Raw genomic sequence first — 23,958 nt, 5'->3', positions numbered from 1 at the left:
ATTATGATATCACATTCAACATATAAAAAATTAAGTAAACCCTTATTACTTATTGTAGTTGCGATAACAATGCAAAGTTGCTTTGTAGCTAAAGATTATACGCGACCAGAATTAGAAGAAACAGACCATTTATTTAGAACAGATAATTTGCCAGCAGACAGTTTGTCTATGGCAGATATATCTTGGAAAGATTTATTTTCAGACAGCTATTTGCAGCAGTACATTAATGAAGGTCTTCAAAATAACTTAGATATTAGAACTGCAATTCAGCAAATTCTAGTTACCGAAGCTTACTTAAAACAAGGTAAAGCAGGTTATTTACCAACGGTTAGCGCTACTGCACAGATGACACATCAAGAATTGTCTGGAAACAGTCAATTTGGGTCTTTCTTTTCGTCATTAGATCAATATGAACTTTCAGGAAGTTTATCTTGGGAAGCTGATATTTGGGGAAAAATTAGAAGTAATAAACGTGCTAGCGAAGCTACCTATTTACAAAGTGTCGCTGCACATAAAGCGGTAAAAACACAGTTAGTATCTAGCATTGCAACTACATATTACCAATTGTTGGCCTTAGATGCACAATTAGAAGTTACAGAGCAAACAGTTGCCGCTAGAGACAGTAGTGTCATTACAATTAAAGCATTAAAGGACGCTGGACAAGTAAACCAAGTTGCGGTTGACCAAAATATTGCGCAATACAATAACGCAAAAGCACTATTAGTAGATATAAAAGCTTCAATTTTTAAAACTGAAAATGCTTTAAATTTTCTATTGGGAAGATCGTTTCAACCAATTCAACGAGGTGCTTTAGAAAACCAAAATTTTGATGCCGAGATAAAAGTTGGTGTACCTGCTACTTTATTAAGCAACAGACCAGATGTTATAGCATCAGAATATGGTTTAATAAACGCTTTTGAGTTAACCAATGTGGCACGTAGTAATTTTTATCCGTCACTAACATTAACGGCTAATTCTGGTTTTCAAAGTCTTGAGTTAGATCAATTACTTAATGCTAATTCATTATTTGCAACTTTAGTTGGCGGATTAACTCAACCTATTTTTAATCAAAGACGAATTAAAACGCAGCACGAAGTTGCCAAAGCACAGCAGGAACAAGCTTTATTAGCGTTTAAAAACACGCTTTTAACAGCAGGAAACGAAGTGTCTAATGCACTTTACGATTATGAGGCAGAAACAGAGAAATTTGAATACCGCCAAAATGAAGTTGAAGCATTAAGAAATGCCGAAAGTAACTCGGAAGAATTATTGAAAAACGGATATGCCAATTATTTAGACCTATTAACAGCTAGACAAAGCGCGCTAAGTGCAGAGCTTAATTTAATTGATAACAAACTACAACAAATGTTAAGCGTTATCAACCTTTATGAAGCTTTAGGTGGAGGCTGGAAATAAAATTTAAAAGTGAAAAAGAATAATAAATACAGGTTGACTTTAGACGAAATTACGTTAAAAGATAACCCAAACCCAACTGGAAATTTACAGTTTGAATTTGAAAATCATGATGATATTTTAAGCATTTTAGAAAAAATTAAGCAGAAAAATATCTTTGATGAAAACACAAATAAAGAATTTGCAGTTGGGTTAAAATTGTTTAGTGAAGTCTTATTAAAAAACAGAAAGCACGAACTTTTTGAAGGTTTCTTTCCCCATTTTTCGGATTTCATGAAAAAGCTTAAAGCCATGTAGAATAATCGTTTTGTTAGTTATTCACTTTCAAAACAAAGAAAATCGACACAAAATTATGAGACCTATCTTAGTTGCCACTAATTTTTCAGAACGATCTAACAATGCTGTACTATATGCAGCTTCACTTGCTCAGGTATTCAATTCAAAATTGATATTGTTTAATGCCTTTAGGCTACCTGTGCATGCTGCAAACTCTAGATTAACGGTAAAATCTATGGATGGCTTAATTAAGAAGAATAGTGACAAATTAAAGGACCAAGCACTAAACCTATCTAAAGCATTTGATATTGATGTTGAGTACGAATGTAAGTATGTTGATTTAGAGCAAGAGATAGAACACCTAATGGAGGTGAACAACTCACGGTTGTTGGTTATGGGAATGTCTCCAAAATCTATGGAACAAAACTTATTAGGAAACCCTACTACAACCTTGATTAGTATGAGAAAGTTTCCTGTGCTTGCTGTACCATTAAGAGCTCAATTTTCTGGCATTAAAAATGTACTTTTTGCATGCGATTTAATGGAGGCTATACCTCTAAAGTCATTAGCAAGATTAAGGCAAATAGCCTTGCTATTAAAATCTAATGTCACCATATTTCATGTGGAAAACAAGATAAGCGAACTGTTGTCTAAGGGTGAAGCTCTACAAAATATTGATAACGAATTAGAACCTGTTACACACATATACAAAAATGTAAAGTCTAATGCCGTAATCGAAGAAATTGAAAAAGAAATCAAAGCCTCAAATGCTGATTTATTAGTAATGATTCCGAAAAAATATGGGTTTTGGGAATCTATTGTTCATAAAAGTAAAACCAGAGTTATGGCTTCGGGTATGAATATTCCGCTATTATCAATACCTGTAGAATAGTATCTAAATACAAGAATAATGATAGACAAATGCGAGTTGATGAAAACTGCTATAGACAGTTTTACAAAGTTTGGTAGTAAGCGTTATACCTTAGACGAACTAGCGAGCTCAATTGGTATTTCTAAAAAAACCATTTACAAGCATTTTAGAAGTAAAGAGCATTTGGTTGTAGAAAGTGTAGCTTTTCTATTGGATGAGTTTCGAGATGATGTCAATGAGATATTAAAATCGCATAATGATGATCCTATAACTTGTATAATTTTAATCTATAAGAAAGGTTTTGAAAACTTAAAACATTTTAAGCCTTCATTTATTTTCGGTTTAAAAAAGTACTACCCAAAGGCCAATGAAATATTTGATGATTTCAGAAATGAAATTGTTAACCAAACGGTTTATGGTTTATTAGAAAAGGCTAGTAAAAATGGTACTATTAGACCTGAAGTCAACTTAAGTCTGTTCTGTAGCCTATACTTTAAACGCTTTGAAGAAGTAGCCCTAAGAAACAATAATCTGATGGAAATTTACACTAATAAAGAATTACTAAATCATTTTGTGGTGTATAGCTTAAAAGGCATTTCAGTTTCTGATTACAAGAATGCATATTTTGAATAGTTTGCTATTTTTGCAACATGAAAAAAGACATCACTATTCCTGAAGTAAAGGACGTTTATATAGCTGTAGTACAAGAACAACATATAGAGTATAAAACTCTAGATTGGAATGCATATATCATAAACAATTCAGATAAAGATTTAGACACTGTTCTTATTGTTTCGCAAGGCTATAACGATACAAAAATGACACCTCCTATGCGTCATACACTTGCAAAATTGCCAGCGCGTAGTTATGCCAAGATTGAGTATCTACAAGAAAAGGTTTTAGAGCTTAACAACTCATTTAAAATCACTTTTTTTGAAGATAATCAGATGTTTGACAAAACGTATTTATTCAGAAAAAACACCATCAATGAAAAGGCACTTCAAACTGTTCCTTTAATGCAGTTGAAGGGTGTTTTGGTTAAATAAAATTCCTGCTTTCGCAAGAATCTCTTAATTATTGCTACTCAAAACTGTGACACTGAGCACAGTCTAAGTGCAGTACAAAATCTATTTTTATGTAAGATCCTGAATCAAGTTCAGGATGTCAGAATGAATATTAACTTAACTAGTATTTAGAAGCCTTTTTAGTTTTTGATAGTTTTATAAATGCTATAACAAAACCACTTAAAATGGCAAATGTTAGTAGAATGATAGCCAAGATATCCCAAAATTCATATTCAGGTTCATCAAGGAAGGAATAAGCTAAAAAGATTAAAATAGATTGATTAAACAAGAAAATTAAAGGTCGCCTAAACTCCAGTTTTTTTAAATTTTTGTCGCTAATTACAAAAGTATCCGATAAGCTATCATGAATGGCTCTTTCGTTATCACTAATTCCTGAGAATATGCTAAAAAACCTACTTAATGATCTAATAACCAATTGATTTTTTGATGGTTTATTTCCATCTTTATCAACCACTATAGTCCTTGTTTGATATTTTCCTGGTGTACGACCTGTAACAGATTCAAAAAGGAAATAATATAAAAACCTCGACACATAGTAAATAAAGATTGCCGAAAGTAAGTTCTGGTAAGTCAGCCACGCTAAAGAAAAACCTACTGATGATGAAATTATAAAATCTATAATAAGATTTTCTCCTCTTTCATCTTCATTTGCAAGATTAAGGTTTGGATATTTAGTATTGGTAATCTTCATCCAATTTTAAATCAATCCAATTTCTCAGTTAGTTTCTGAAACACCTTTTTAGGATTCTTGTTCTCGTATAAAATATCATAAACCGCATTTATAATAGGCAAACGCGTTTTCTTTTTATTCTTTTTATTGAGCTCATAGGCGCTTTTGGTAGCATAATAGCCTTCGGCAACCATGTTCATTTCCATTTGAGCAGATTTTACCGTGTAGCCTTTACCAATCATATTACCGAACATTCTATTTCTTGAAAATACAGAATAACCTGTGACCAATAAATCACCTAAATATGCCGAGTTATTGATGTTTCGCTTCATTTTGTGCATTTTTTTAATGAAACGCTTCATCTCTCTAATAGCGTTACTCATTAACACACTTTGAAAGTTATCACCATAACCCAATCCATGAGCAATTCCTGCAGCAATAGCATAAATATTCTTCAGCATTACAGCATATTCGGTACCAATAATATCGTCACTGATTTTTGTTTTTATATAATCGCTAGATAAGTTATTGGCAATAGCTTGTGCTTTTATAGGATCTGCGCAAGAAATGGTTAAGTAAGATAGTCTTTCCAAAGCAACTTCCTCTGCATGGCAAGGTCCAGCTATAACGGCAATGTTTTCAAAGGGAATATTATAAACATCATGAAAATGTTCACCTACCAAATTACCAGACTCTGGCATTATACCTTTTACGGCAGATACTATAGTCTTTTCACTAATATCTACGGTTAACTTTTCTAATTCAGAATGTATAAAAGCTGAGGGAATAACAAAAATGAGTACATCTGCCCACTCTGCTATTTCATTAATATCGTTACTAAGCTTTAGTTGTTCTGTATGGAATTCCACAGAACTTAAGTAGCTAGGATTGTGTAGCTCTTTTAAAATATGTTCTTTGATGTAAACACTTCGCATGTACCAGCCAATTTGGTCTTGATTTTCGCAAAGCATTTTTACAATGGCTGTAGCCCAGCTTCCTGCACCAAAAACTGCATATTTTTTATTGTTGCTCATAAAAATAGTTTCGTTTTAGTCCTTCAAAAATAAGGAAACTTTTATGGAATGGCTATGCCTAAAAGCAAGAATTAAAATCTTGGCACACGTTTTGAAACTCTTAAAGTAATAACCTTAAAACCGTTAGATTATGAAGACAATAAAACTACTTTTAGGATTTGCCCTTAGCGCAACATTATTTACGTCTTGTTATACAGAAGACATCATTGTAAACAATAATCCAGGAATATCGTTAGATAACTTATTACACTCTTACGATTTATGGTATGTAGATATCAATTCTACCCAAGGTTATGGAGAAACACCGTTTTTACAAATTGCTTTTACCTTAACTTTTGATAATGGTCGTTTATATGCCAATAATAATTTAGTTGGTATTGGTAGCCAAGGTAATGGTTATGGTGTTCAAATAGGAAACTATGACGCTTATGACATGATATTGGACGTTAACCATGTTATTGATGGGTTTGAAACTTTCGATATTTATCAAATAGATAATAACACTATTGAGTTGTACAATCCGTATAATGACACCTCTTACTTTTTAGATGGTTACCAACGTTCTACATTTGATTATGACTATGTTTTTTACGACAATATTCATTATTTCTTACAAGAATATGATGCATGGGAAAAAACATACACAAGTAACTACGGAGCTATAAATGAGTTTGATAATGAAAATTATTTACAGTTTTTATCTGGTGGTAACGACTCAACGTTTAGAAGCTCACAAGGTGAAAATGTATATAATGTAAATAACATCTATTGGGATTACACAGGTGTCTATGGAGTTGGAGATATTTCTGGAAATATGTATCTAAAAACATTAACATTAGATTATGATTTCTTCGACAATGAATTCTTTGAGCTTAGCGTTATTAATGATAGTACAATAGAATTGTACCACCCAAATTCTGGTACAGTGTATGAATTTGCAGGTAGAGGTTACATTGCTTACTACAGAAGTTCTGACACGGAAGGCAATATACAGAAGAGAGAAAACGAATCTAAAAAACGTAAACAGAAAACAAAAAAGGTAGAAAACCCAAGAGATAATACTCGAAACACCTAATAAAAAAACATATGAAACTAAATTTGGTTGGTTATTTAGTTTCAAAACGCTCAGATAAAGCACTTGCTTTACTGAGCGTTTTTCTATTTACAAATCTTTTAAAACCACCTCTAATTCCTCATAGTCATAAGGTTTAGCCTTAATTATTTTATTAGTATCTAGTAAAAAATAAGTTGGAGTTGCAGAAATACCATATGTAGTTACTATGGGATTATCCCATTTTTCTAAGCCAATAGTATGTATAAAATCTGGGTAATCTTTAATGGCTGAAGACCATTTACCTTTAGAGTCTTCTAAACCAAAAGCCACAACTTTTATTTGCGCATTATTGGCCAAAATCGCTTTTACTTTTGGTAGCTCGTTCAAACAATGTCCACAACCACTACTCCAGAAAATAAGCAGGTAATAATCCGAACCTTTTAAATCATGGAGACTTGTATTATTGCCATCAGCAGAAATTTCAAAATTAGGTGCTTTGGTACCTATTGAGGTGTTTTTGAAAGATGTTATAGTTTCCGCTAAAGCTTTATTATTGGTTTTGTTGGCTAAATCTAACAAGTAATTATCCGTAATGTAATTCGCCATGTCATTATTCTCTAGGGTTAAAAAATTCTGCCAAAGCATTTCTAACAAACTTGTTTTTATTTCTAAATCGTTGTCGCTTATAGCTTTTGCAACATCATCAACCAAGCTTTTATAATCTTCATTACTTGGGTTTTCTATCATATTAAAAACATAGCCACTCACCCTATCGGTTAAAAATGTAGAACTCTGTAAAAGTTCACTACTAAAATCCACATTCTTAAAAAAGTGACTTTTTAAGTTTTTGGAATAAGTGCTTATATCTTCATAGTCGCTAGGAATATAGGGTTTATTAGCTTTAATGAAATTCAAAACCATCTTACCTACCGCAGATTCTTCATAAGCCGATTGTGTTTCTTTTAAGGTTTTAAAAATAGCCTTAAAAGCTGCTTTGTCCGTACCTTGCTTTGTGTAATAATTGCTAATAGTTTGGTTGACCATATCCATACTTTTTAAGTACGAATTCCATAATTTATTCTCTAAGGACTCTTTAAATTCAATGCCTTCGTCTTGACTAAAACTAAAATCGACCGTTTCATTACCATCATAAATAAAATCGAAATTATTTTCTTCGGGCGGAATGGCATAAACAATCTTATAAATACCTGGTTTTGCTGTAGAATCTAGAGTTATTTCAAAAGAACCAGAATCATTCATCTTTCCTCTTTCAATATAATTTGCACCATCTGGTGTTGCTCTGTATAAAAAGGCATACGTGTAATCTTCAGCTGGAGAAAACGTTCCTTTTATATTTTGGGAAAAAGCAACAAATGGCAAAACGACTATTAGGAATATAAACTTTTTCATTTTTTTGAATTGAATTTACGTGAGAGCTAACCTCAAAAATTAAGCCACAAGTGCTTATTTTTTTCTTGATCTTAAACTTTCTATAACTACTGTAGCTATGATTAAAGATCCTCCAACAAATGTATGTAATGTTGGTATCTCATTCAAGAAAAAATAGGCAATAATAATCCCAAAAACAGGCTGGGCACTTCCAATAATACTTGCTGTACTCGCTTTAAAATATTTTAAGCTATTTACAAACATGGTATGTCCAATCGCTGTGGTTATTAAAGCTAATAAAACGACGTAAGGGTATTGTGTTTTTATATTACTGGTATCCATAAAAAATAATACTGGTGCTAATACCACTGTAAGTATTATAACTTGATAAAACATTAGCATTGTACTATTATATTTGGCTGTGTGTCCTTTTAAAATTAGAATTCGTATAGCATAACATAATGCTGAAAGCACTCCAAACAAAACACCTTGTAGCTGACTACTCTTTAAATCGAATTCTGGGGCCAAAATATAAATACCTGTTAGCACCATAATGCCTAAAAGAATACTTACTGGATCAAATTTTGTTTTTGAAAATAAGGGTTCTAAAAAGGCGATGATTACAGGAAATGTGAAGAGTGACAACATTCCAATGGCAACGTTGGAAAGCTTTAAGGCATAAAAATAAAACACCCAATGACCTCCCATTAGTAGAGATGCTATGAAAAATGTCCAACGATCTCTTCTGTTTTTTATCTTTAAATCAATGCCTTTGTACAAACAGAATACGAGCAGAAAAACAGCTGCTAAAAATGAGCGCCACCAGATAATGACTTCGGTTGGCATGGCAATATATTTTCCAAGCGCACCAGAAGTACTCACAAAAAACATAGCTAATGTGAGTAGAAATAAATGGTTTAAGTGATTTTTTTCACTCATTTAATATCAGATAACGCAGTAAGTGCTTGTTTTGTTGATTTTATATTGTCGAAAGTCAACAGTAAACGTAAACCGTTACGGGTTTCTTTTTCTTTCATTTTACACTTCCCAGAATTCAACTGAATAAATTGTAAAACTTTAGAAAACGAATCACTTTGATAGAACCCACTTTGCTGATCTTGAATAAAATAACCGATAAGCCTTCCTTGCTTCATGATGAGTTTTTCAATTCCCATTTTAGTTGCAATCCATTTTAATCGTACACTATCAAATAAATCTTGAACTTGAGTAGGCAACTCACCAAATCGGTCTACAATTTCAGATTCAAACTTCTGAAGCTCTTCTTCTGTTTTTAATTCGTTTAATTTGGTATAGAGATTTAAACGTTCGGAAATATTATTGATATAATCATCAGGGAATAACAATTCAAAATCCGTATCAATAGTAATATCCTTTACATACTGTTTTGGCTTACCATCATCTTTATATAAATCTGCAAATTCAGACTCTTTAAGCTCTTCTATAGCTTCGTTTAATATTTTTTGGTAGGTATCAAAACCTATATCGTTTATAAATCCGCTTTGTTCACCTCCCAACAAATCTCCTGCTCCGCGGATTTCTAAATCTTTCATAGCGATATTAAAACCACTTCCCAGTTCTGTGAATTGCTCTAAAGCAGAGATACGTTTTCTAGCATCTGGTGTCATCACAGAATAATCTGGAGTAATGAAATAGCAAAATGCTTTTTTGTTGCTTCGTCCGACACGTCCTCGCATTTGGTGCAAATCACTCAACCCGAAATTATTGGCGTTATTTATAAAGATTGTGTTGGCATTTGGTACATCCAATCCACTTTCTACAATTGTGGTACTTACTAAAACATCGAACTCACCATTCATAAAACCAAGCATGAGTTCTTCCAACTTTTTGCCATCAAGTTGCCCATGACCAATACCAATTTTTGCATCTGGCACCAATCGCTGAATCATGCCGGCAACTTCTTTAATATTTTCTATTCTATTATGAATGAAGAATACTTGTCCACCACGTTGAATTTCGTAACTCACCGCATCTCTAATGGTTTCTTCATTAAAACGAATGACATGACTCTCTATAGGATAGCGATTTGGTGGTGGCGTTGTAATAACCGATAAATCTCTGGCTGCCATTAAGCTAAATTGCAACGTACGCGGAATAGGTGTTGCTGTTAACGTAAGTACATCAACGTTTTCTTTAATGGTTTTTAGCTTTTCCTTTACGGCTACACCAAATTTTTGTTCTTCATCTACTATGAGTAAACCTAAATCTTTAAACTTTACTGTTTTGTTGGCCAATTGATGTGTCCCAATTATAATATCTACACCACCTTTTTCTAGGCTTTCTAAAGTCTCACGTTTTTCTTTGGCTGTTCTAAAACGATTAACATAATCTACCGTGACCGGAAAATCTTTTAAACGCTCTTTAAATGTTCTGTAATGTTGATAAGCCAATATGGTTGTTGGTACTAAAACAGCAACTTGCTTTCCATTATCAACAGCTTTAAAAGCCGCTCTTATAGCGACTTCAGTTTTACCAAAACCAACATCACCACAAACTAGTCGATCCATAGGACGTTCGCTCTCCATATCAGCTTTAATATCTGCTGTAGAAGACACTTGGTCTGGCGTATCTTCATATATAAATGATGCTTCCAACTCCAACTGCATATGACTATCTGGTGCGTACTGAAAACCTTTTTTTAACTTACGTTTTGCATAAAGTTTAATAAGGTTAAAAGCTATTTCCTTAACTCTAGATTTAGTCTTCTGTTTTAGTGCTTTCCAAGCTTTACTACCTAGTTTATAAACTTTTGGTGGTTTACCATCTTTACCGTTAAACTTGGTAATTTTGTGTAATGAGTGAATACTAAGATATAGAATATCGCGCTCACCGTAAACCAGTTTTATAGCCTCTTGCTTTTTGCCTTCAACATCAATTTTTTGTAAACCTCCAAACCTACCAATACCATGGTCTATATGTGTTACATAATCACCTATTTCAAGGTTGTTGAGTTCCTTTAAAGTAATGGCTTGCTTTTTAGCGTAGCCATTTTTAAGTTGGAATTTATGATAGCGGTCAAAAATCTGGTGATCGGTATAAACCGCAATTTGTTGTTCTTTATCAATAAAACCTTGATACAATGAAATCACTACAGTTTTGTAATGTACTTCACCTTCGTGATCATCAAAAATATCATGAAAACGTTTGGCTTGTTGCTCACTTACACAGGCAATGTAATTGGTAATGCCGTTATCATGATTCTCGTTTAAATCTTCAATTAATATATTGAATTGTTTATTGAATGCTGGTTGTGGAGTTGTGTGATACTCAATAAGCTCAGTACCCATTACAGCAGACGTACCAAACTCAACCAAGTTGTAATCTAAAAACTGGCGTTTTAGTAGTTCTGAATTACAAAACAACTCTTCTGGTGTAGCATGTTTTATTTCGCTTGATAAGTTTTTGAAAGCATCTTCGGCCTTAGTATAAAACTCATCAATTCTTGAAAACACAAACGGTATATTCTTAGCAAAAACTACCGTTTTATTTGAAATGTATTTTAAAAAACTTTCACGCTGTTCGGCAATAGTCTTGTTCGCGACATTAGGAATAATGCTAACCTTCTTAATTTTATCTGTAGATAATTGCGTCTCTACATCAAAGGTTCTTATACTATCAACCTCATCACCAAAAAATTCAATTCTGTAAGGTTCGTCATGAGAGAAAGAAAACACATCGATAATACCACCTCTTACGGAAAACTCACCTGGTTCTGTGACGAAGTCTACACGTTTGAATTTATATTCAAACAATACTTCGTTTACAAAATCGGTACTCAGTTCATTTCCAACGGAAATTTTTAAAGTGTTCTTTTCGAGTTCCTTTTTGGTAACCACTTTTTCAAACAATGCATCAGGATACGTAACAATGATACATGGCTTTTTTCGGGAATTGATACGGTTAAGTACCTCAGCTCTTAAAAGTACATTAGCATTATTGGTCTCTTCGATCTGGTAAGGTCTCCTGTAACTTCCTGGATAAAACAACACATCTTTATCATTAATGAGTTGTTCTAAATCGTTGAGATAGTAAGCTGCTTCCTCCTTGTCATCAAAAATGAGTAGAAAAGGTTTTTCGGCTGTTTTAAAAGCTTCAGAAACGACAATTGAAAGTGAAGAACCTACAAGTCCTTTGAGGTGTACTTTACCTTGATCTAAGGCAATAGTATTCTTCAGATTTTGCAGTTGCAAAGTCTGTAGATAAGTTTGGGAAATAAAGTCTTTACTCAAGTTCCTTATTTTGAAAGTGCAAATATAAAATTTTTGAAAGGTTCTCTATTGAAAATACTATTAATAGATTTATATTTGTTCACTTATAAAAACAATAATTTATGTCATTTTCAAATTTATTCGACAGCGGTTTCAAGAAGCGTAACGAAGATCATTTTGCTGCTATAGTTAGAGTAGCGATGAGTGATGGAATCATTAATGATGAAGAAAAAGCGTTCTTAGACAGATTAGCTACACGCTTAGATATTTCGGAACACGATTATGCAGAAATATTAAAGGATTATAAAAACCATCCTGTTAATGCACCACATTCTTACGACAATCGTTTAGAACGTTTATACGACTTATCTCGTATGGTTTGGGCAGATGATATTGAAGGCCCTAATCAACATTGGTTATTAGAAAAACTTTGTGTTGGTTTAGGATTTCATGCTCAAAATGTAAAATATATTGCCGATAAAGCTTTGGCTTTGGCTTACGATAAAGTAGATTTAGATACTTTTATTGATGAAATGAAAAACATGAATAAATAAGCTACTTCATCTTATTACAATACAAAAAAGCAACTTTAAATTTAAATTAAAGTTGCTTTTTTTATGCGCTTATGTTTATTTGAATTCGAAATTTATTCCGATTCAGCAGCTCTCATAAATTCTTCGGCCTTCTCTACCATATTTTTACTACCACAAATAAATGGTACACGTTCATGTAATTCTGTTGGCTGAATATCCATAATTCTTGTAAAACCATCACTCGCCTTTCCATTAGCTTGTTCTGCTAAAAAAGCCATAGGATTACATTCGTAAAGTAACCTCAGTTTTCCTTTTTCATTTTTAGAACTTTTAGGATACATATAGATACCACCTTTTATCATATTTCTATGAAAGTCTGAAACAAGCGATCCTATATATCTTGAAGTATATGGTCTGTCTCCTTCTTCCATTTGGCAATACTTAATATAGTTTTTTATACCTTTTGGAAAATGTATGTAGTTACCTTCGTTAACTGAGTAAATAGTTCCATCTTCTGGAAACTGCATATCAGGATGTGATAAATAAAAGGATCCAATAGCTGGGTTTAAGGTAAAGCCATTAACACCATGACCTGTAGTATATACCAACATAGTTGATGTTCCGTAAACAATATAACCTGCTGCAACTTGTTGACTACCTTTTTGAAGAAAATCATCAATAGTAACAGGTGTTCCTACTGGAGTTATACGTCTATAAATAGAAAAAATAGTTCCTACAGAAACATTTACATCAATGTTTGAAGAACCATCTAAAGGATCTATTAAAACCACATACTTATTTTGGTGGTTTTCATCTTGGCTATTGATGGAAATAAAATCATCCTCTTCCTCACTTGCAATACCACAAACTATATTCCTTTTGGTCATCGTTTGAATAAACTTGGTATTAGCATACACATCTAATTTCTGTTGATCTTCACCTTGAATATTAGTATCACCTGCAGCACCTATAATATCTACTAATCCTGCTTTGTTTACTTCATGGTTTACAACTTTGGCGGCTAATCTAATAGAATTGATAAGTCTTGAGAGTTCGCCAGATGTATATTTAAAAGAGGCTTGATTTTCTATGATAAATTCACCTAACGTTTGCTTGCTCTTGGACATGTAATTGGGTTTTAATATTGATTAATAGCGTAACAAATATCGTACAAATATAGTAACTATAACGTTTTCGTAAAGTAAATAAATTATTATGTCAACTGAGTTTAGATTATATTTGGTATTCTTTTGTAAAAAACAATCATGAACCAACCAAGATTAGCCACTAAACAAGACATGCCAAGAGTTTTAGAACTCATTAATGAATTAGCTATCTATGAAAAAGAACCTGATGCAGTTGAAGTCACTGTTGCCGATTTAGAAAAAGATGGTTTTGGAGACGATAAAAAATTTACCTGTTTTGTTATAGAAGATAATAATACTGTTGAAGGTTTAGCGCTCGTTTATACTAGGTATTCTACCTGGAAAGGCAATGTTCTTCATCTTGAAGATTTAATTGTAAATGAAAAACATAGAGGCAAAGGATTTGGTAAAAAACTGTTAGATACCGTAGTTAAACATGGAAAAAATCTTGGTGTAAAACGTGTAAGTTGGGAGGTTTTAGATTGGAATGAACCTGCCATTACGTTTTACGAAAAAAATGGGGCTAACGTTATGCGAGATTGGGATGTGGTTCACCTTGATAAAACTGGAATTGAAAACTATTTAAAAGCACTATAAATGCGAATCTATAAGTTTGGTGGAGCCTCTGTAAAAGATGCAGAAGGTGTAAAAAATGTTGCTTCGGTTTTAAAAGCCACTGGCTATGACAATACTTTGGTTGTTATTTCTGCGATGGGCAAAACCACCAATGCCATGGAAATCGTCATCAAAAATTATTTTGAAAATAAAGCCGAACTGCAAAGTTCCATTCATGATATTATTAAATATCATAATGAAATTCTACTAGATTTATTTTCAAATGAACAGCATCAAGTTTTTGCTGCCGTAAAAGCACTTTTTGACGAACTTAACTTATTTTTTAAAAGTAATAAGTCACCAGATTATAACTATGTTTATGACCAAACCATTGGTTTTGGTGAATTGATTTCTACAACTATTGTTAGCTATTATTTAAATGAAATCGGTATTAAAAACTCATGGGTTGATGTCAGAGAATTTATAAAAACCGATAATTATTATAGACGTTCTAATGTTAATTGGGAACAAACTCAAGAGAACATTTTAGCAGGCTTTGACACTTCAAAACTCAATATTACTCAAGGGTTTTTAGGAAGTGATGCCAATAATTTTACGACCACTTTGGGTAGAGAAGGTAGTGATTACACAGCCGCTATTTTTGCCTATTGTCTCAACGCCAACAGTGTTACTATTTGGAAAGATGTACCAGGAGTACTTAATGCCGACCCAAGATATTTTGAAAATGCTCAACTCTTACATCAAATCTCTTACAGAGAAGCTATTGAGCTGGCTTTTTATGGCGCTTCTGTTATTCACCCAAAAACGCTTCAACCTTTACAACGCAAAGAAATTCCGTTGTATGTAAAATCGTTTTTAAACCCAAAGGCAGATGGCACTTGTGTGAGTAAAGGCAAGACTATTGAGCCTCAAATACCATGCTTTATAGTTAAGAAAAATCAGATTTTAATTTCATTATCGTCGTTAGACTTTTCTTATATCGTTGAAGAAAATATAAGTGAAATTTTTGGGCTGTTACATTTATACAAAATGAAGGTTGATGTCATTCAGAATTCTGCCATCAGTTTTTCTGTTTGTATAGAAAATATTTATAATAATCTAGAGAAATTACTTCAGCATCTCAAAGCAAAATTTAACGTCACATGTTACGAAAACGTGAGTCTTTATACTGTTAGGCATTATAATGAGGAGGCAATTGATGAGCTAGAGAAAGATAAAACCGTATTATTAAAGCAATTAACACAAGAAACTGTTCAAATTGTAACTAAGTAAACATTTACTACATTTGTTTTATGGGGAAAACATCTAATACTGGATTAGTTACTGCAAAAGAAGTTTCAAAAGCGATTAACGCTGATAAGTATGGTTTCTTAGGTACGTTTTTGGGTTGGATTTTAATGAAGGTATTAAAAATATCAACATTAAACCGAATATATAACCGTAATAAACATCTAAGTAATCTAGAATTTCTAGATGGTATTTTAGATGAATTTCAGATTAAATTTGAAATTCCAGAAAAAGATATCAATCGTCTTCCTAAGGAAGGTCCTTTTATTACAGTGTCTAATCATCCTTTGGGAGGAATAGATGGTATTTTACTCTTAAAGCTAATGCTAGAACAGCGTGATGATTTTAAGATCATCGCCAATTTCTTACTGCATAGAATAGAACCTCTGAAACCTTATATTATGCCTGTAAATCCTTTTGAAGACCGAAAGGACGTAAAAAGCAGTGTCATGGGTTTTAAAAATGCTATTATGCATTTAAAAGAAGGGCATCCGCTCGGTGTTTTTCCTGCTGGTGAAGTTTCAACTTATAGAGACGGTAAGCTAGTTGTAGATAAAGAGTGGGAAGAAGCTGCTATGAAGTTGATTCAAAAAGCAGATGTTCCTGTGGTTCCTATTTATTTCCATGCTAAAAACAGTCGTCTTTTTTACAGACTATCTAAAATAAGTGATACGCTCAGAACCGCTAAATTACCTTCAGAACTTCTTACGCAAAAGCGTCGTGTAATTAGAGTTAGAATTGGTAGACCTATTTCTGTAAAAGATCAAAAAGAATTTGAAAGCCTTCCTGCTTTTTCAGAATTTTTGAGACGAAAAACATATATGTTGGCAAATTCTTTTGAGGATAAGCCTAAAATTTTCGAGAATATAAAATCTACTGTAAAGTCACCTAGACTACCAAAACGTATTGTGACTCCAATCGATTCTAAGCTAATGATCAAAGAGGTCGAAAATCTTAGGGAAAATGATTGTAGATTACTTATTAGCAAAAATTATGAGGTCTTCTTGGCTTCGGCAAAAGACATACCAAATATACTCAGAGAGCTTGGTAGGCTTAGAGAAATTACCTTTAGAGAAGTTGGAGAAGGCACTAATGAAGCTATTGATTTAGATAGTTTTGACACTTATTATCACCATATGTTTTTATGGGATAATGAAAAAAACATTATTGCAGGTGCCTACCGAATGGGCTTAGGTTCTCAAATTTTTGAGCGCTATGGTATAGATGGTTTTTATCTTCAGGATTTATTCCGTTTTGAACCAGAATTATACCGTATGATGAGTAATTCCATAGAAATGGGAAGAGCTTTCATCATTAAAGAATATCAGCAAAAACCAATGCCTTTATTTTTACTTTGGAAAGGTATTGTGCACACAACGCTTCGTTATCCTGAACACAAATATTTAATTGGTGGAGTAAGCATAAGCAACCAGTTCTCTAACTTTTCTAAAAGTTTGATGATTGAGTTTATGAAATCGCACTATTACGATCCTTATGTCGCTCAGTATGTTCACCCTAAAAAGGAGTTTAAGGTAAAACTTAAAGATGCTGATAAAGAGTTTGTATTCGATGAAACCGAAGCCGACCTTAACAAGTTTGACAAAATTATTGACGAGGTAGAGCCAGGAGCATTACGACTACCTGTGCTACTAAAAAAGTACATTAAGCAAAATGCTAAACTTGTAGCTTTTAATGTAGATCCTTTGTTTAATAATGCAGTGGATGGATTGATGTATATAAAGATTGCAGATCTTCCTGAAAGCACTGTCCGACCTGTAATGGAAGAGTTTCAGGCGGAGCTTGAACGTAAATTTATGGAAGGCAATGAGAGCTAAATTTTGGATCCTATTTTTAATACTTCCATCACTTAGTTTTTCCCAAACACTAACCGGAACGGTCGTTGATAAAGCCACGCAAGAACCCATAGAAACCGTTTCCGTTTATTTTGACAATACAACCATCGGTACCACCACCAACGAAAAAGGTGAATTTTCTATTACCTATACGGATGCCGTACAGTCTACACTCGTAATTTCTTATCTGGGTTATGAAAAAGTTTTAATCTCAGACTTTAGATCAAAAAATGACATAACAGTTGAACTTATTGAAGCTAAAAATGAGCTTGATGAAGTCTACCTTGAGTATGATGATGGCTTAACTCGAAAACAAAAACTAAAACTTTTTAGAAAAGAATTTCTAGGAACTTCCAAGTTTGCCAAATCATGCGAAATCCAAAATGAAGACGATATTATTTTAAGATACGACAAACGCAACAAAGCCCTTTACGCTAGCGCTAAAGCACCAATTGAGATTATAAATAAAGCGTTACAGTATAATGTGTCGTTTGACCTTATAGATTTTGAGGTATCGTTTAGATATGTAAATCCTAAAAGCAATAGTTTTACTGTAAACTCTGTGTCTTATTTTGGTACGTCTTTCTACAAAAACATTGAAGATTTTAAGGAAAATAAAGCTGAAAAAAATAGAGAGAAAGCTTACCAAGGCTCGGTTCAGCATTTTTTAAGGTCCCTTTACAACAAATCTTTAGAAGAAAATGGTTATTGGATTTTTCACGGAAAATTCAGAGTAAATGAATGGGAGTATTTTAAAATTGAAACTATAGAAGAGACTACATTAAAAAAGGTAAGTCTAGAAGATAAAGTTTCTATTCTATACGATAAGGATATTCAATCTGAGATACAAATAAAGGTAGACCACTTTGTTTTAGACCGTTTTGGAAACTACTCACCTATTGTTGGAGTCTACTTTAGTGGAGCTCTAGGAAGTCAACGTTTAGGAGACTCCTTACCTTCGGATTATGGGATTAAAGAAGAATAGATATCACACTTTTTTTACAACATTAGTTACGATTCCCCAAATAACAAAATCATTGTCTTCGGTGATTTTTATAATTGGGTAATCAGGATTTTCGGGTTGTAACCATACTTCACCCTTTTCTACTCTTAGACGTTTTACCGTAAATTCACCATCCAAAAAGCAAACTGCTATTCTGTTATTTTCGGGCTCAAGACTTCGATCTATCACCAACAAATCATTATCATCTAAACCTGCACCAATCATAGATTGTCCGCTTACTCTAGCATAAAATGTAGCTTCTTTATTCTTTACTAATTCATCATCTAAAGACAATCGTTGTTCCTTAAAATCATCTGCAGGAGATGGAAATCCAGCCGAAATTCCTGTGTCAAAGAAATTTACACCAGCATCTTCAATGGGTTCTGGAATAAAAAATGTTAAGTTTTGAGATTGCAGTGTTTTCATAGTTATTAATCCGTTTTTTTATATAAAAAACTTGAATGTTTTAATTCCTGCCTTTCGGCTACGCCTAAGATAAACTGTGGCAGGAATTTCTTTTATTATTTTATTTTTCTGTTTCTGGATTCCTGCCTTCGCAGGAATGACCGTAACCTTTATTTTATTGCTAAATAATGGCTTCGACTGCGCTCAGCCTGACAATTCTATTTTATCTTAATAATATCATTGATATTAGTTGTATATCTTGGAGATAAGCGCTCTTGCCGCATTTTCCAAGTGCGTTCTAAATCCTGATTCCCTATCTTAATTTTGTCTCCTTTAAACTTTTTATTAATCTTATCTATGGCAGACATTAAAGGTTTATGCTTTGGGTCTTCGCTTTCAAACATATCTAGCTGATAATTGTCTGTTGGCACCAAACCTGTAACAATCACTCCTGCCCTTTTATACTTAATACCTTTTTTATAAATAGCATCTACCGCTCTGGTAGCTTCTTTGCTAATGATTAAAGAAGAATCTGTAGGATACGGAAAATTTATAATTGTACTTGCTCTATGCTGCTCCTCTTCTTTTTTATGTCTGTTACTACTTAAAGATACAATAACCATATGGCAACTAGAACCTTGTCTCCGTAACTTTTCGGCACAACTTGTTGCAAAGGTAGAAACCCTTTCTTTTATATAGTTGATATCATCGTAAGTATAATCGAAGCTTCTTGTTGTGGCAATGGCTCTCTTACGAGTTGGCTCGTCTAATTCTATCTTTGGAATACCTTCTAAATCTTTTTTGAGTTTCCATTCGGTAATAGAAAATGTTTGTCTTACCCACTCATCATCCAATTGTGTAAAATCGTATGCCGTTTTACAGCCTTTGGCATTTAACCGTTTTTGAAGTCCTCTGCCAATACCCCAAACATTTTCGAGTTTCATCCATTTTAAAGCTTTGATTCTAGAACTTTCTGAATCTATAACATAGACTCCTTTGGTTTGTTCGGGAAACTTTCGTGCTATTTTATTGGCGACCTTACTTAGTGCTTTTGTTGGTGCAATACCTACACAAGTTGGTATACCTGTCCATTTTAAAATTCGCTTTCGGATGAGGTTACCATAATCTTCAAAATTATAATCCTTAAAACCCTTGAATTGTAAAAAGGCTTCGTCAATACTATACACCTCAACATCTGGAGTAAACTGTTCTAAAATCTTCATTACACGGCTACTCATATCACCATACAATGGATAATTAGATGAAAACACCTTAATGTTATTCGCTTTACAAAAACCTTCCCACTTAAAAATTGGTGCCCCAAAAGGTAAATCCAAAGCTTTTGCCTCATCACTCATAGAAATAACACAACCGTCATTATTACTAAGTATAGCAACAGGTTTACCGTTTAAACTAGGATTAAAAACCCGTTCGCAGGAGGTATAAAAGTTATTACAATCTACAAGTGCATACATAGATGTAAAGATATAAAAAAGACCTGTTGGGTTTTGAAAACCTAACAGGTCTAAGTATTATTTAACACTTTTATTTTAGTCCTCTACATACTCTAAAATATCGCTTGGCTGACATTCTAATGCTTTACAGATAGCTTCTAAAGTTGAAAATCGGATGGCTTTAGCTTTTCCAGTTTTTAGGATGGAAAGATTAGCTGTGGTAATACCAATGATTTCAGCAAGTTCGTTGCTTTTCATACCACGTTTAGCCAGCATGATATCTAGGTTAACTACTATTGGCATAATTAAATCGTTAATTCGTTTTCTTCCTGTATTTGACTCCCTTTATACAGTAAAGTACTTAAGATAAGTAGTACACAACCTAATAAAAATAACGTAAACTCAAAATCCAAGCGTGGGTTCATAGATATAGCTACATAATTTATATTATTTTTTATTGGCTTAATACTAGCATATTGGAAGTTCTTACCTAAATAAAAGTTAGCGAGCGACTTTAATAAGGTGTGGCCTATCAATAATAAACCAACAATATTTACATTCTTATAAAGTCTTTGAGAAAATTTAAAATTTTCAATTAACAGTTTAAATATTTTCTTTAAAAAAAAGAACACAATTATTAATAGCAAAAAACCTAGATATGATCTAAAAATTATAACTATTTTATTACTTAAAGTTTTTGGGTCTACCGTAATATATCCATCACTAACAAATGATGTCGAAGTAAGATTATAATAATCTATTGTACTATTATTATGTATACTTACTATAGATTTATGATTTATTGAATCTTTTGAATTTATAGCCTTTAAGTATTCAGATTTTCCTACAGAATATTTATAACCTGATTTATTATAAACCTCCTTTTCTAATTTATAAAGTTCGTTGTTATATAATGGCTCTTTAGGACTAATCGAGAATTTTACAGGTAATTGGTAGCCTATATTATGATGGTTACCTGAAGAAAATCTACCAAACTTTCCGTCATCAGTAAAAATATCAGATGCAAATGAAACAATCAGCCATAGAATTAGAAAATAAAATGAAATATTAAAAAACCAATATAATGGATGTATGAGAACAGATTTAAAATTCATAATTAAACAGTTAATTCATTTTCTTCTTTTGCTGCTTTAGCAATTTTAAAAACTTCGCTTAGTACCATAAAAAATAGACCCAAGCATGTAATCATAATTTGAGGTGAAATACCAACATAAACCTTAAACTGACTTGTGAGAATCAATTGTGCCAAAAAATGAAGTACAGCTCCAGAAATCCCAATAATGGTTAACAGAAGTCCTATTCTATTAAAGTTGTCAATAACATCAATATGAAATGGTTTTACTCTTTGAAAATATCGTAATGTTTTTCTAAATAAATAAAAACAATAAATTCCTAAAAACGATAAGCCAACACCCAAGAGTATAAAAATTTGAGCCGAAAACATTGATGCATCTAAAGGAGCATCATCTACTTCAAAAATAAAGTCTATAACTTCTGTATCTAAAAATATAAAAACACTAAAAAAGAGCAATAAACCAATTAAAGGTATGCAGGTCACAATCCATACAAAATCAACCAAACTTTTTAAAATATTTAATTTTCTCATCTTCATTAATTATTGTTAAACGATAACAAATATATAAAAATTATCGAAAAACAATAATTTTAATAAAAATTCATCACTATATAACAAATTTATTTACGTTGAATATTGGCTATATTTGATCTATGCAAAACACATTTTCCACCATAGCACGTTACACCTACTCTTCTGAAGCCGAAATCATAAAAGGTCGTCTTGAGGCTGAAGGCATTAAAGTGTTTTTAAAAGATAACATTACCATAGATACCGATCCTTTAGTCAGTAATGCCATTGGTGGTATAAAATTGAACGTATTGGCAGAAGATGAGGCTAAGGCAAAAGACATCCTTAAATCAATTTCGTCTTATGCTTTGGATGACAATGGCAATACTATTATTTGCTCTAATTGTGGCAGCGGCAATGTGAGCTTATATTCTACAATTAATAGCTTTAAGTCCTTTTTTCATTTTATCATTGGTATTCTTTTTGGCACACTACCCTTTAGTGCGCGCTACGAATATAAATGTGAGGATTGTAACACTGTTGTTGATGTTAAAGATTAATAATGTCATCATAAGCGCTCTTCAATTTAGATATAACAATCTCAAGTTCGTCTTCATTCAAATGTCCAAATCCAAATCTTATGGCACAGGTATTCTTATCTTGATACAGAATTGTTTTTGGTAAAAAAACATCTTGCCTTTCGGCTTGCTCTGCCAACTTTACCAATGAAATTGTTTTATTAAAATTTAACCAAATTGCCAAACCACCAGATGGCTTTTCAAATTCAATAGCCTCTTTAAAATATTGCTTTAATAATTTACATAGCGTATTCCGACGCTTTTTATACGTCATAATATTCTTTTTAAGCAACCTATAAATTTCACCTTCATGGATAAGCTCAGAAAGCATTTGTTCTTGTATTAAATCGCCTTGTTCATCTAGTAATGTCAAATAATTATTAGCTTCTGAAATTAAATTTTCAGGCGCTACAACAAATCCTGTTTGAAAACTTGGGAATAACGATTGCCCCATCTTTCCTAAATAAATTACCATACCATTGGTGTCGGCAGTTGCCATGGGCAACATTGCAGAACCTTCATACTGAAAATCATAATCATAATCGTCTTCAATAATGGCAAAGCCATAGTCTTTTGCCAATTCTAAAAGCTTTAGGCGTCTTTCAGCACTCAACGTTTTTGTGGTTGGGTAATGTCTATGCGCACTAACATAAACACAACGAATGCTTTTTTTTATAAAATGTGTTTTGATGTACTCAATATCCAATCCATCTTCATCTACAGGAATAGTACGTATTCTGGCACCAGCTTCCTGAAAAATAGTATTGGATGCATAGTGACTTAACTGACCTACCAACACTACATCATCTTGTTTAATTAAAAGTTGAGAGACAATAAAAAGACTCATTTCTGTACTTCGTGTACTGATAAGATTGTTTGGTGTGATATGAAATCCGCGTGTGGCATTTAGGTAATTACAGAGTTGTGTTTTAAAAATAGAAGGTGTTACTGTAGATGTTCTATTCCATTTTTGAATAAGCGGTTTACGCTTCATAGCTGCACTATACCATCTTGAAAATTGATGCGTCGGATGCAAACGCAAATCGGGTTTACCATCATTAATGATGTATGTGGCTTGAGTTTCTTCTGCTGTTGAAGCAAGATGAAATGATTTTATAAAAGGAAAGCCCGCAGTTTTAGGATAGTTATACGCCTGATTTAGCTGTTGCGATGTTGCCTTAATTTTTGCTGTACCTTGTTCTGGCACTAATACAAAAGTACCTTTATTAGGCACAATTTCTACCCAACCTTGAGAAGCCAATTCGTCATAAATAGCTACGGCAGTATTACGATGAACACCTAGCAAATCACTCAGTGTTCGTGTCCCAGGCAATTTACTTCCTTTAGTTAAAAAGCCACGCTGAATACCATTAACCAATTGTTGCGCTACTTGGACATATACAGGTTGCACAATAGTTTTATCTATTGAAACAAGTTGCTTTAGAGTATTGTTAACCGGACTATTCATTGTTTTAAAAG

At 32.8% G+C, this 23,958-nt stretch carries 24 protein-coding genes; 12 read left to right on the top strand and 12 right to left on the bottom strand.

Features of this window, described 5'->3' with window-relative positions; all coding sequences use genetic code 11:
* Nucleotides 1–3 precede the first annotated feature (3 nt).
* From AC2H4K_RS08915 to AC2H4K_RS08895, 5 genes are read left to right on the top strand one after another with little or no spacing between them, the layout of a single operon-like run.
* On the top strand, nt 4–1,416 hold the full coding sequence (locus tag AC2H4K_RS08915) for an efflux transporter outer membrane subunit (RefSeq protein WP_493742332.1): 1,413 nt from the start codon (nt 4–6) through the stop codon (nt 1,414–1,416).
* 9 nt (nt 1,417–1,425) lie between these two features.
* Nucleotides 1,426–1,710 carry a DUF3861 domain-containing protein gene (locus AC2H4K_RS08910; RefSeq protein WP_493742331.1) on the top strand — a complete coding sequence of 95 codons (285 nt, stop codon included), beginning with the start codon at nt 1,426–1,428 and terminating at the stop codon, nt 1,708–1,710.
* A 55-nt stretch (nt 1,711–1,765) separates the two neighbouring features.
* Nucleotides 1,766–2,581 (top strand): universal stress protein, encoded by an 816-nt coding sequence (locus tag AC2H4K_RS08905; RefSeq protein ID WP_493742330.1) that lies wholly within the window; start codon nt 1,766–1,768, stop codon nt 2,579–2,581.
* Nucleotides 2,582–2,599: 18 nt separating this feature from the next.
* On the top strand, nt 2,600–3,193 hold the full coding sequence (locus AC2H4K_RS08900; protein ID WP_493742329.1) for a TetR/AcrR family transcriptional regulator: 594 nt from the start codon (nt 2,600–2,602) through the stop codon (nt 3,191–3,193).
* 17 nt (nt 3,194–3,210) lie between these two features.
* Complete coding sequence (locus tag AC2H4K_RS08895; protein ID WP_281139256.1) at nt 3,211–3,606, top strand: hypothetical protein; 396 nt, start codon at nt 3,211–3,213, stop codon at nt 3,604–3,606.
* A 139-nt stretch (nt 3,607–3,745) separates the two neighbouring features.
* Here the strand turns inward: AC2H4K_RS08895 and AC2H4K_RS08890 are convergent, their stop codons facing one another.
* A complete protein-coding gene (locus AC2H4K_RS08890; RefSeq protein ID WP_281139257.1) occupies nt 3,746–4,336 on the bottom strand; it encodes an RDD family protein in 591 nt (196 codons plus the stop codon).
* A gap of 11 nt (nt 4,337–4,347) precedes the next feature.
* Complete coding sequence (locus AC2H4K_RS08885) at nt 4,348–5,349, bottom strand: NAD(P)H-dependent glycerol-3-phosphate dehydrogenase (RefSeq protein WP_281139258.1); 1,002 nt, start codon at nt 5,347–5,349, stop codon at nt 4,348–4,350.
* 130 nt (nt 5,350–5,479) lie between these two features.
* Between AC2H4K_RS08885 and AC2H4K_RS08880 the strand changes: the two genes are divergently transcribed.
* A complete protein-coding gene (locus tag AC2H4K_RS08880; RefSeq protein ID WP_281139259.1) occupies nt 5,480–6,424 on the top strand; it encodes a nicotinic acid mononucleotide adenyltransferase in 945 nt (314 codons plus the stop codon).
* A gap of 87 nt (nt 6,425–6,511) precedes the next feature.
* Here AC2H4K_RS08880 and AC2H4K_RS08875 read toward each other — a convergent pair whose 3' ends face one another.
* From AC2H4K_RS08875 to mfd, 3 genes are read right to left on the bottom strand one after another with little or no spacing between them, the layout of a single operon-like run.
* A complete protein-coding gene (locus AC2H4K_RS08875) occupies nt 6,512–7,813 on the bottom strand; it encodes a TlpA family protein disulfide reductase (protein WP_281139260.1) in 1,302 nt (433 codons plus the stop codon).
* Between the two features lie 54 nt (nt 7,814–7,867).
* Nucleotides 7,868–8,731: a DMT family transporter gene (locus AC2H4K_RS08870; protein WP_281139261.1), complete on the bottom strand. Its 864-nt coding sequence runs from the start codon at nt 8,729–8,731 to the stop codon at nt 7,868–7,870.
* Nucleotides 8,728–12,060 (bottom strand): transcription-repair coupling factor, encoded by a 3,333-nt coding sequence (mfd, locus tag AC2H4K_RS08865; protein ID WP_281139262.1) that lies wholly within the window; start codon nt 12,058–12,060, stop codon nt 8,728–8,730. The genes AC2H4K_RS08870 and mfd overlap by 4 nt, the downstream gene beginning before the upstream one ends.
* Nucleotides 12,061–12,161: 101 nt before the next feature.
* Between mfd and AC2H4K_RS08860 the strand changes: the two genes are divergently transcribed.
* Nucleotides 12,162–12,593 (top strand): tellurite resistance TerB family protein, encoded by a 432-nt coding sequence (locus AC2H4K_RS08860; protein ID WP_281139263.1) that lies wholly within the window; start codon nt 12,162–12,164, stop codon nt 12,591–12,593.
* A 92-nt stretch (nt 12,594–12,685) separates the two neighbouring features.
* Here the strand turns inward: AC2H4K_RS08860 and fbp are convergent, their stop codons facing one another.
* Nucleotides 12,686–13,699: a class 1 fructose-bisphosphatase gene (fbp, locus tag AC2H4K_RS08855; protein WP_281139264.1), complete on the bottom strand. Its 1,014-nt coding sequence runs from the start codon at nt 13,697–13,699 to the stop codon at nt 12,686–12,688.
* Between the two features lie 138 nt (nt 13,700–13,837).
* Between fbp and AC2H4K_RS08850 the strand changes: the two genes are divergently transcribed.
* Genes AC2H4K_RS08850 through AC2H4K_RS08835 form a run of 4 tightly spaced genes read left to right on the top strand, consistent with a single transcriptional unit; the run spans nt 13,838 to nt 18,418 of the window.
* Nucleotides 13,838–14,314, top strand: coding sequence for a GNAT family N-acetyltransferase (locus AC2H4K_RS08850; protein WP_281139265.1), 477 nt, complete (start codon nt 13,838–13,840; stop codon nt 14,312–14,314).
* Nucleotides 14,315–15,565, top strand: a complete 1,251-nt coding sequence (locus tag AC2H4K_RS08845) for an aspartate kinase (protein ID WP_493742328.1) — start codon at nt 14,315–14,317, stop codon at nt 15,563–15,565.
* A gap of 20 nt (nt 15,566–15,585) precedes the next feature.
* Nucleotides 15,586–17,415: a GNAT family N-acyltransferase gene (locus AC2H4K_RS08840; protein ID WP_281139267.1), complete on the top strand. Its 1,830-nt coding sequence runs from the start codon at nt 15,586–15,588 to the stop codon at nt 17,413–17,415.
* Nucleotides 17,405–18,418, top strand: coding sequence for a carboxypeptidase-like regulatory domain-containing protein (locus tag AC2H4K_RS08835; RefSeq protein ID WP_281139268.1), 1,014 nt, complete (start codon nt 17,405–17,407; stop codon nt 18,416–18,418). The genes AC2H4K_RS08840 and AC2H4K_RS08835 overlap by 11 nt, the downstream gene beginning before the upstream one ends.
* A gap of 3 nt (nt 18,419–18,421) precedes the next feature.
* On the opposite strand, the gene AC2H4K_RS08830 is transcribed toward AC2H4K_RS08835, so the two are convergent.
* From AC2H4K_RS08830 to AC2H4K_RS08810, 5 genes are all read right to left on the bottom strand, one after another.
* Nucleotides 18,422–18,862 carry a LexA family protein gene (locus AC2H4K_RS08830; RefSeq protein ID WP_281139269.1) on the bottom strand — a complete coding sequence of 147 codons (441 nt, stop codon included), beginning with the start codon at nt 18,860–18,862 and terminating at the stop codon, nt 18,422–18,424.
* Between the two features lie 197 nt (nt 18,863–19,059).
* Nucleotides 19,060–20,316 carry a Y-family DNA polymerase gene (locus tag AC2H4K_RS08825; RefSeq protein WP_281139270.1) on the bottom strand — a complete coding sequence of 419 codons (1,257 nt, stop codon included), beginning with the start codon at nt 20,314–20,316 and terminating at the stop codon, nt 19,060–19,062.
* Nucleotides 20,317–20,391: 75 nt separating this feature from the next.
* Nucleotides 20,392–20,598, bottom strand: coding sequence for a helix-turn-helix domain-containing protein (locus tag AC2H4K_RS08820; protein ID WP_281139271.1), 207 nt, complete (start codon nt 20,596–20,598; stop codon nt 20,392–20,394).
* Nucleotides 20,599–20,600: 2 nt separating this feature from the next.
* On the bottom strand, nt 20,601–21,410 hold the full coding sequence (locus AC2H4K_RS08815; RefSeq protein WP_281139272.1) for a DUF2975 domain-containing protein: 810 nt from the start codon (nt 21,408–21,410) through the stop codon (nt 20,601–20,603).
* 2 nt (nt 21,411–21,412) lie between these two features.
* Nucleotides 21,413–21,928, bottom strand: coding sequence for a DUF2975 domain-containing protein (locus tag AC2H4K_RS08810; protein ID WP_281139273.1), 516 nt, complete (start codon nt 21,926–21,928; stop codon nt 21,413–21,415).
* Nucleotides 21,929–22,044: 116 nt separating this feature from the next.
* Here AC2H4K_RS08810 and AC2H4K_RS08805 point away from each other — a divergent pair, with 116 nt between their 5' ends.
* Nucleotides 22,045–22,461, top strand: coding sequence for a putative signal transducing protein (locus tag AC2H4K_RS08805; protein WP_281139274.1), 417 nt, complete (start codon nt 22,045–22,047; stop codon nt 22,459–22,461).
* On the opposite strand, the gene AC2H4K_RS08800 is transcribed toward AC2H4K_RS08805, so the two are convergent.
* Nucleotides 22,451–23,947: an aminotransferase-like domain-containing protein gene (locus tag AC2H4K_RS08800; protein WP_281139275.1), complete on the bottom strand. Its 1,497-nt coding sequence runs from the start codon at nt 23,945–23,947 to the stop codon at nt 22,451–22,453. The genes AC2H4K_RS08805 and AC2H4K_RS08800 overlap by 11 nt on opposite strands.
* Between the last annotated feature and the right edge of the window lie 11 nt (nt 23,948–23,958).

It is taken from the genome of Winogradskyella sp. 266wxhm (genome assembly GCF_058964685.1).
This window is presented reverse-complemented; position numbering and strand designations above follow the sequence as displayed.

Coding starts and splice junctions, on each gene's coding strand:
- AC2H4K_RS08915 (WP_493742332.1), top strand. CDS start 4: ATGATATCACATTCAACATATAAAAAATTAAGTAAACCCTTATTACTT.
- AC2H4K_RS08905 (WP_493742330.1), top strand. CDS start 1,766: ATGAGACCTATCTTAGTTGCCACTAATTTTTCAGAACGATCTAACAAT.
- AC2H4K_RS08900 (WP_493742329.1), top strand. CDS start 2,600: ATGATAGACAAATGCGAGTTGATGAAAACTGCTATAGACAGTTTTACA.
- AC2H4K_RS08895 (WP_281139256.1), top strand. CDS start 3,211: ATGAAAAAAGACATCACTATTCCTGAAGTAAAGGACGTTTATATAGCT.
- AC2H4K_RS08890 (WP_281139257.1), bottom strand. CDS start 4,336: ATGAAGATTACCAATACTAAATATCCAAACCTTAATCTTGCAAATGAA.
- AC2H4K_RS08885 (WP_281139258.1), bottom strand. CDS start 5,349: ATGAGCAACAATAAAAAATATGCAGTTTTTGGTGCAGGAAGCTGGGCT.
- AC2H4K_RS08880 (WP_281139259.1), top strand. CDS start 5,480: ATGAAGACAATAAAACTACTTTTAGGATTTGCCCTTAGCGCAACATTA.
- AC2H4K_RS08875 (WP_281139260.1), bottom strand. CDS start 7,813: ATGAAAAAGTTTATATTCCTAATAGTCGTTTTGCCATTTGTTGCTTTT.
- AC2H4K_RS08870 (WP_281139261.1), bottom strand. CDS start 8,731: ATGAGTGAAAAAAATCACTTAAACCATTTATTTCTACTCACATTAGCT.
- AC2H4K_RS08860 (WP_281139263.1), top strand. CDS start 12,162: ATGTCATTTTCAAATTTATTCGACAGCGGTTTCAAGAAGCGTAACGAA.
- fbp (WP_281139264.1), bottom strand. CDS start 13,699: ATGTCCAAGAGCAAGCAAACGTTAGGTGAATTTATCATAGAAAATCAA.
- AC2H4K_RS08850 (WP_281139265.1), top strand. CDS start 13,838: ATGAACCAACCAAGATTAGCCACTAAACAAGACATGCCAAGAGTTTTA.
- AC2H4K_RS08845 (WP_493742328.1), top strand. CDS start 14,315: ATGCGAATCTATAAGTTTGGTGGAGCCTCTGTAAAAGATGCAGAAGGT.
- AC2H4K_RS08840 (WP_281139267.1), top strand. CDS start 15,586: ATGGGGAAAACATCTAATACTGGATTAGTTACTGCAAAAGAAGTTTCA.
- AC2H4K_RS08835 (WP_281139268.1), top strand. CDS start 17,405: ATGAGAGCTAAATTTTGGATCCTATTTTTAATACTTCCATCACTTAGT.
- AC2H4K_RS08830 (WP_281139269.1), bottom strand. CDS start 18,862: ATGAAAACACTGCAATCTCAAAACTTAACATTTTTTATTCCAGAACCC.
- AC2H4K_RS08825 (WP_281139270.1), bottom strand. CDS start 20,316: ATGTATGCACTTGTAGATTGTAATAACTTTTATACCTCCTGCGAACGG.
- AC2H4K_RS08820 (WP_281139271.1), bottom strand. CDS start 20,598: ATGCCAATAGTAGTTAACCTAGATATCATGCTGGCTAAACGTGGTATG.
- AC2H4K_RS08815 (WP_281139272.1), bottom strand. CDS start 21,410: ATGAATTTTAAATCTGTTCTCATACATCCATTATATTGGTTTTTTAAT.
- AC2H4K_RS08810 (WP_281139273.1), bottom strand. CDS start 21,928: ATGAAGATGAGAAAATTAAATATTTTAAAAAGTTTGGTTGATTTTGTA.
- AC2H4K_RS08805 (WP_281139274.1), top strand. CDS start 22,045: ATGCAAAACACATTTTCCACCATAGCACGTTACACCTACTCTTCTGAA.
- AC2H4K_RS08800 (WP_281139275.1), bottom strand. CDS start 23,947: ATGAATAGTCCGGTTAACAATACTCTAAAGCAACTTGTTTCAATAGAT.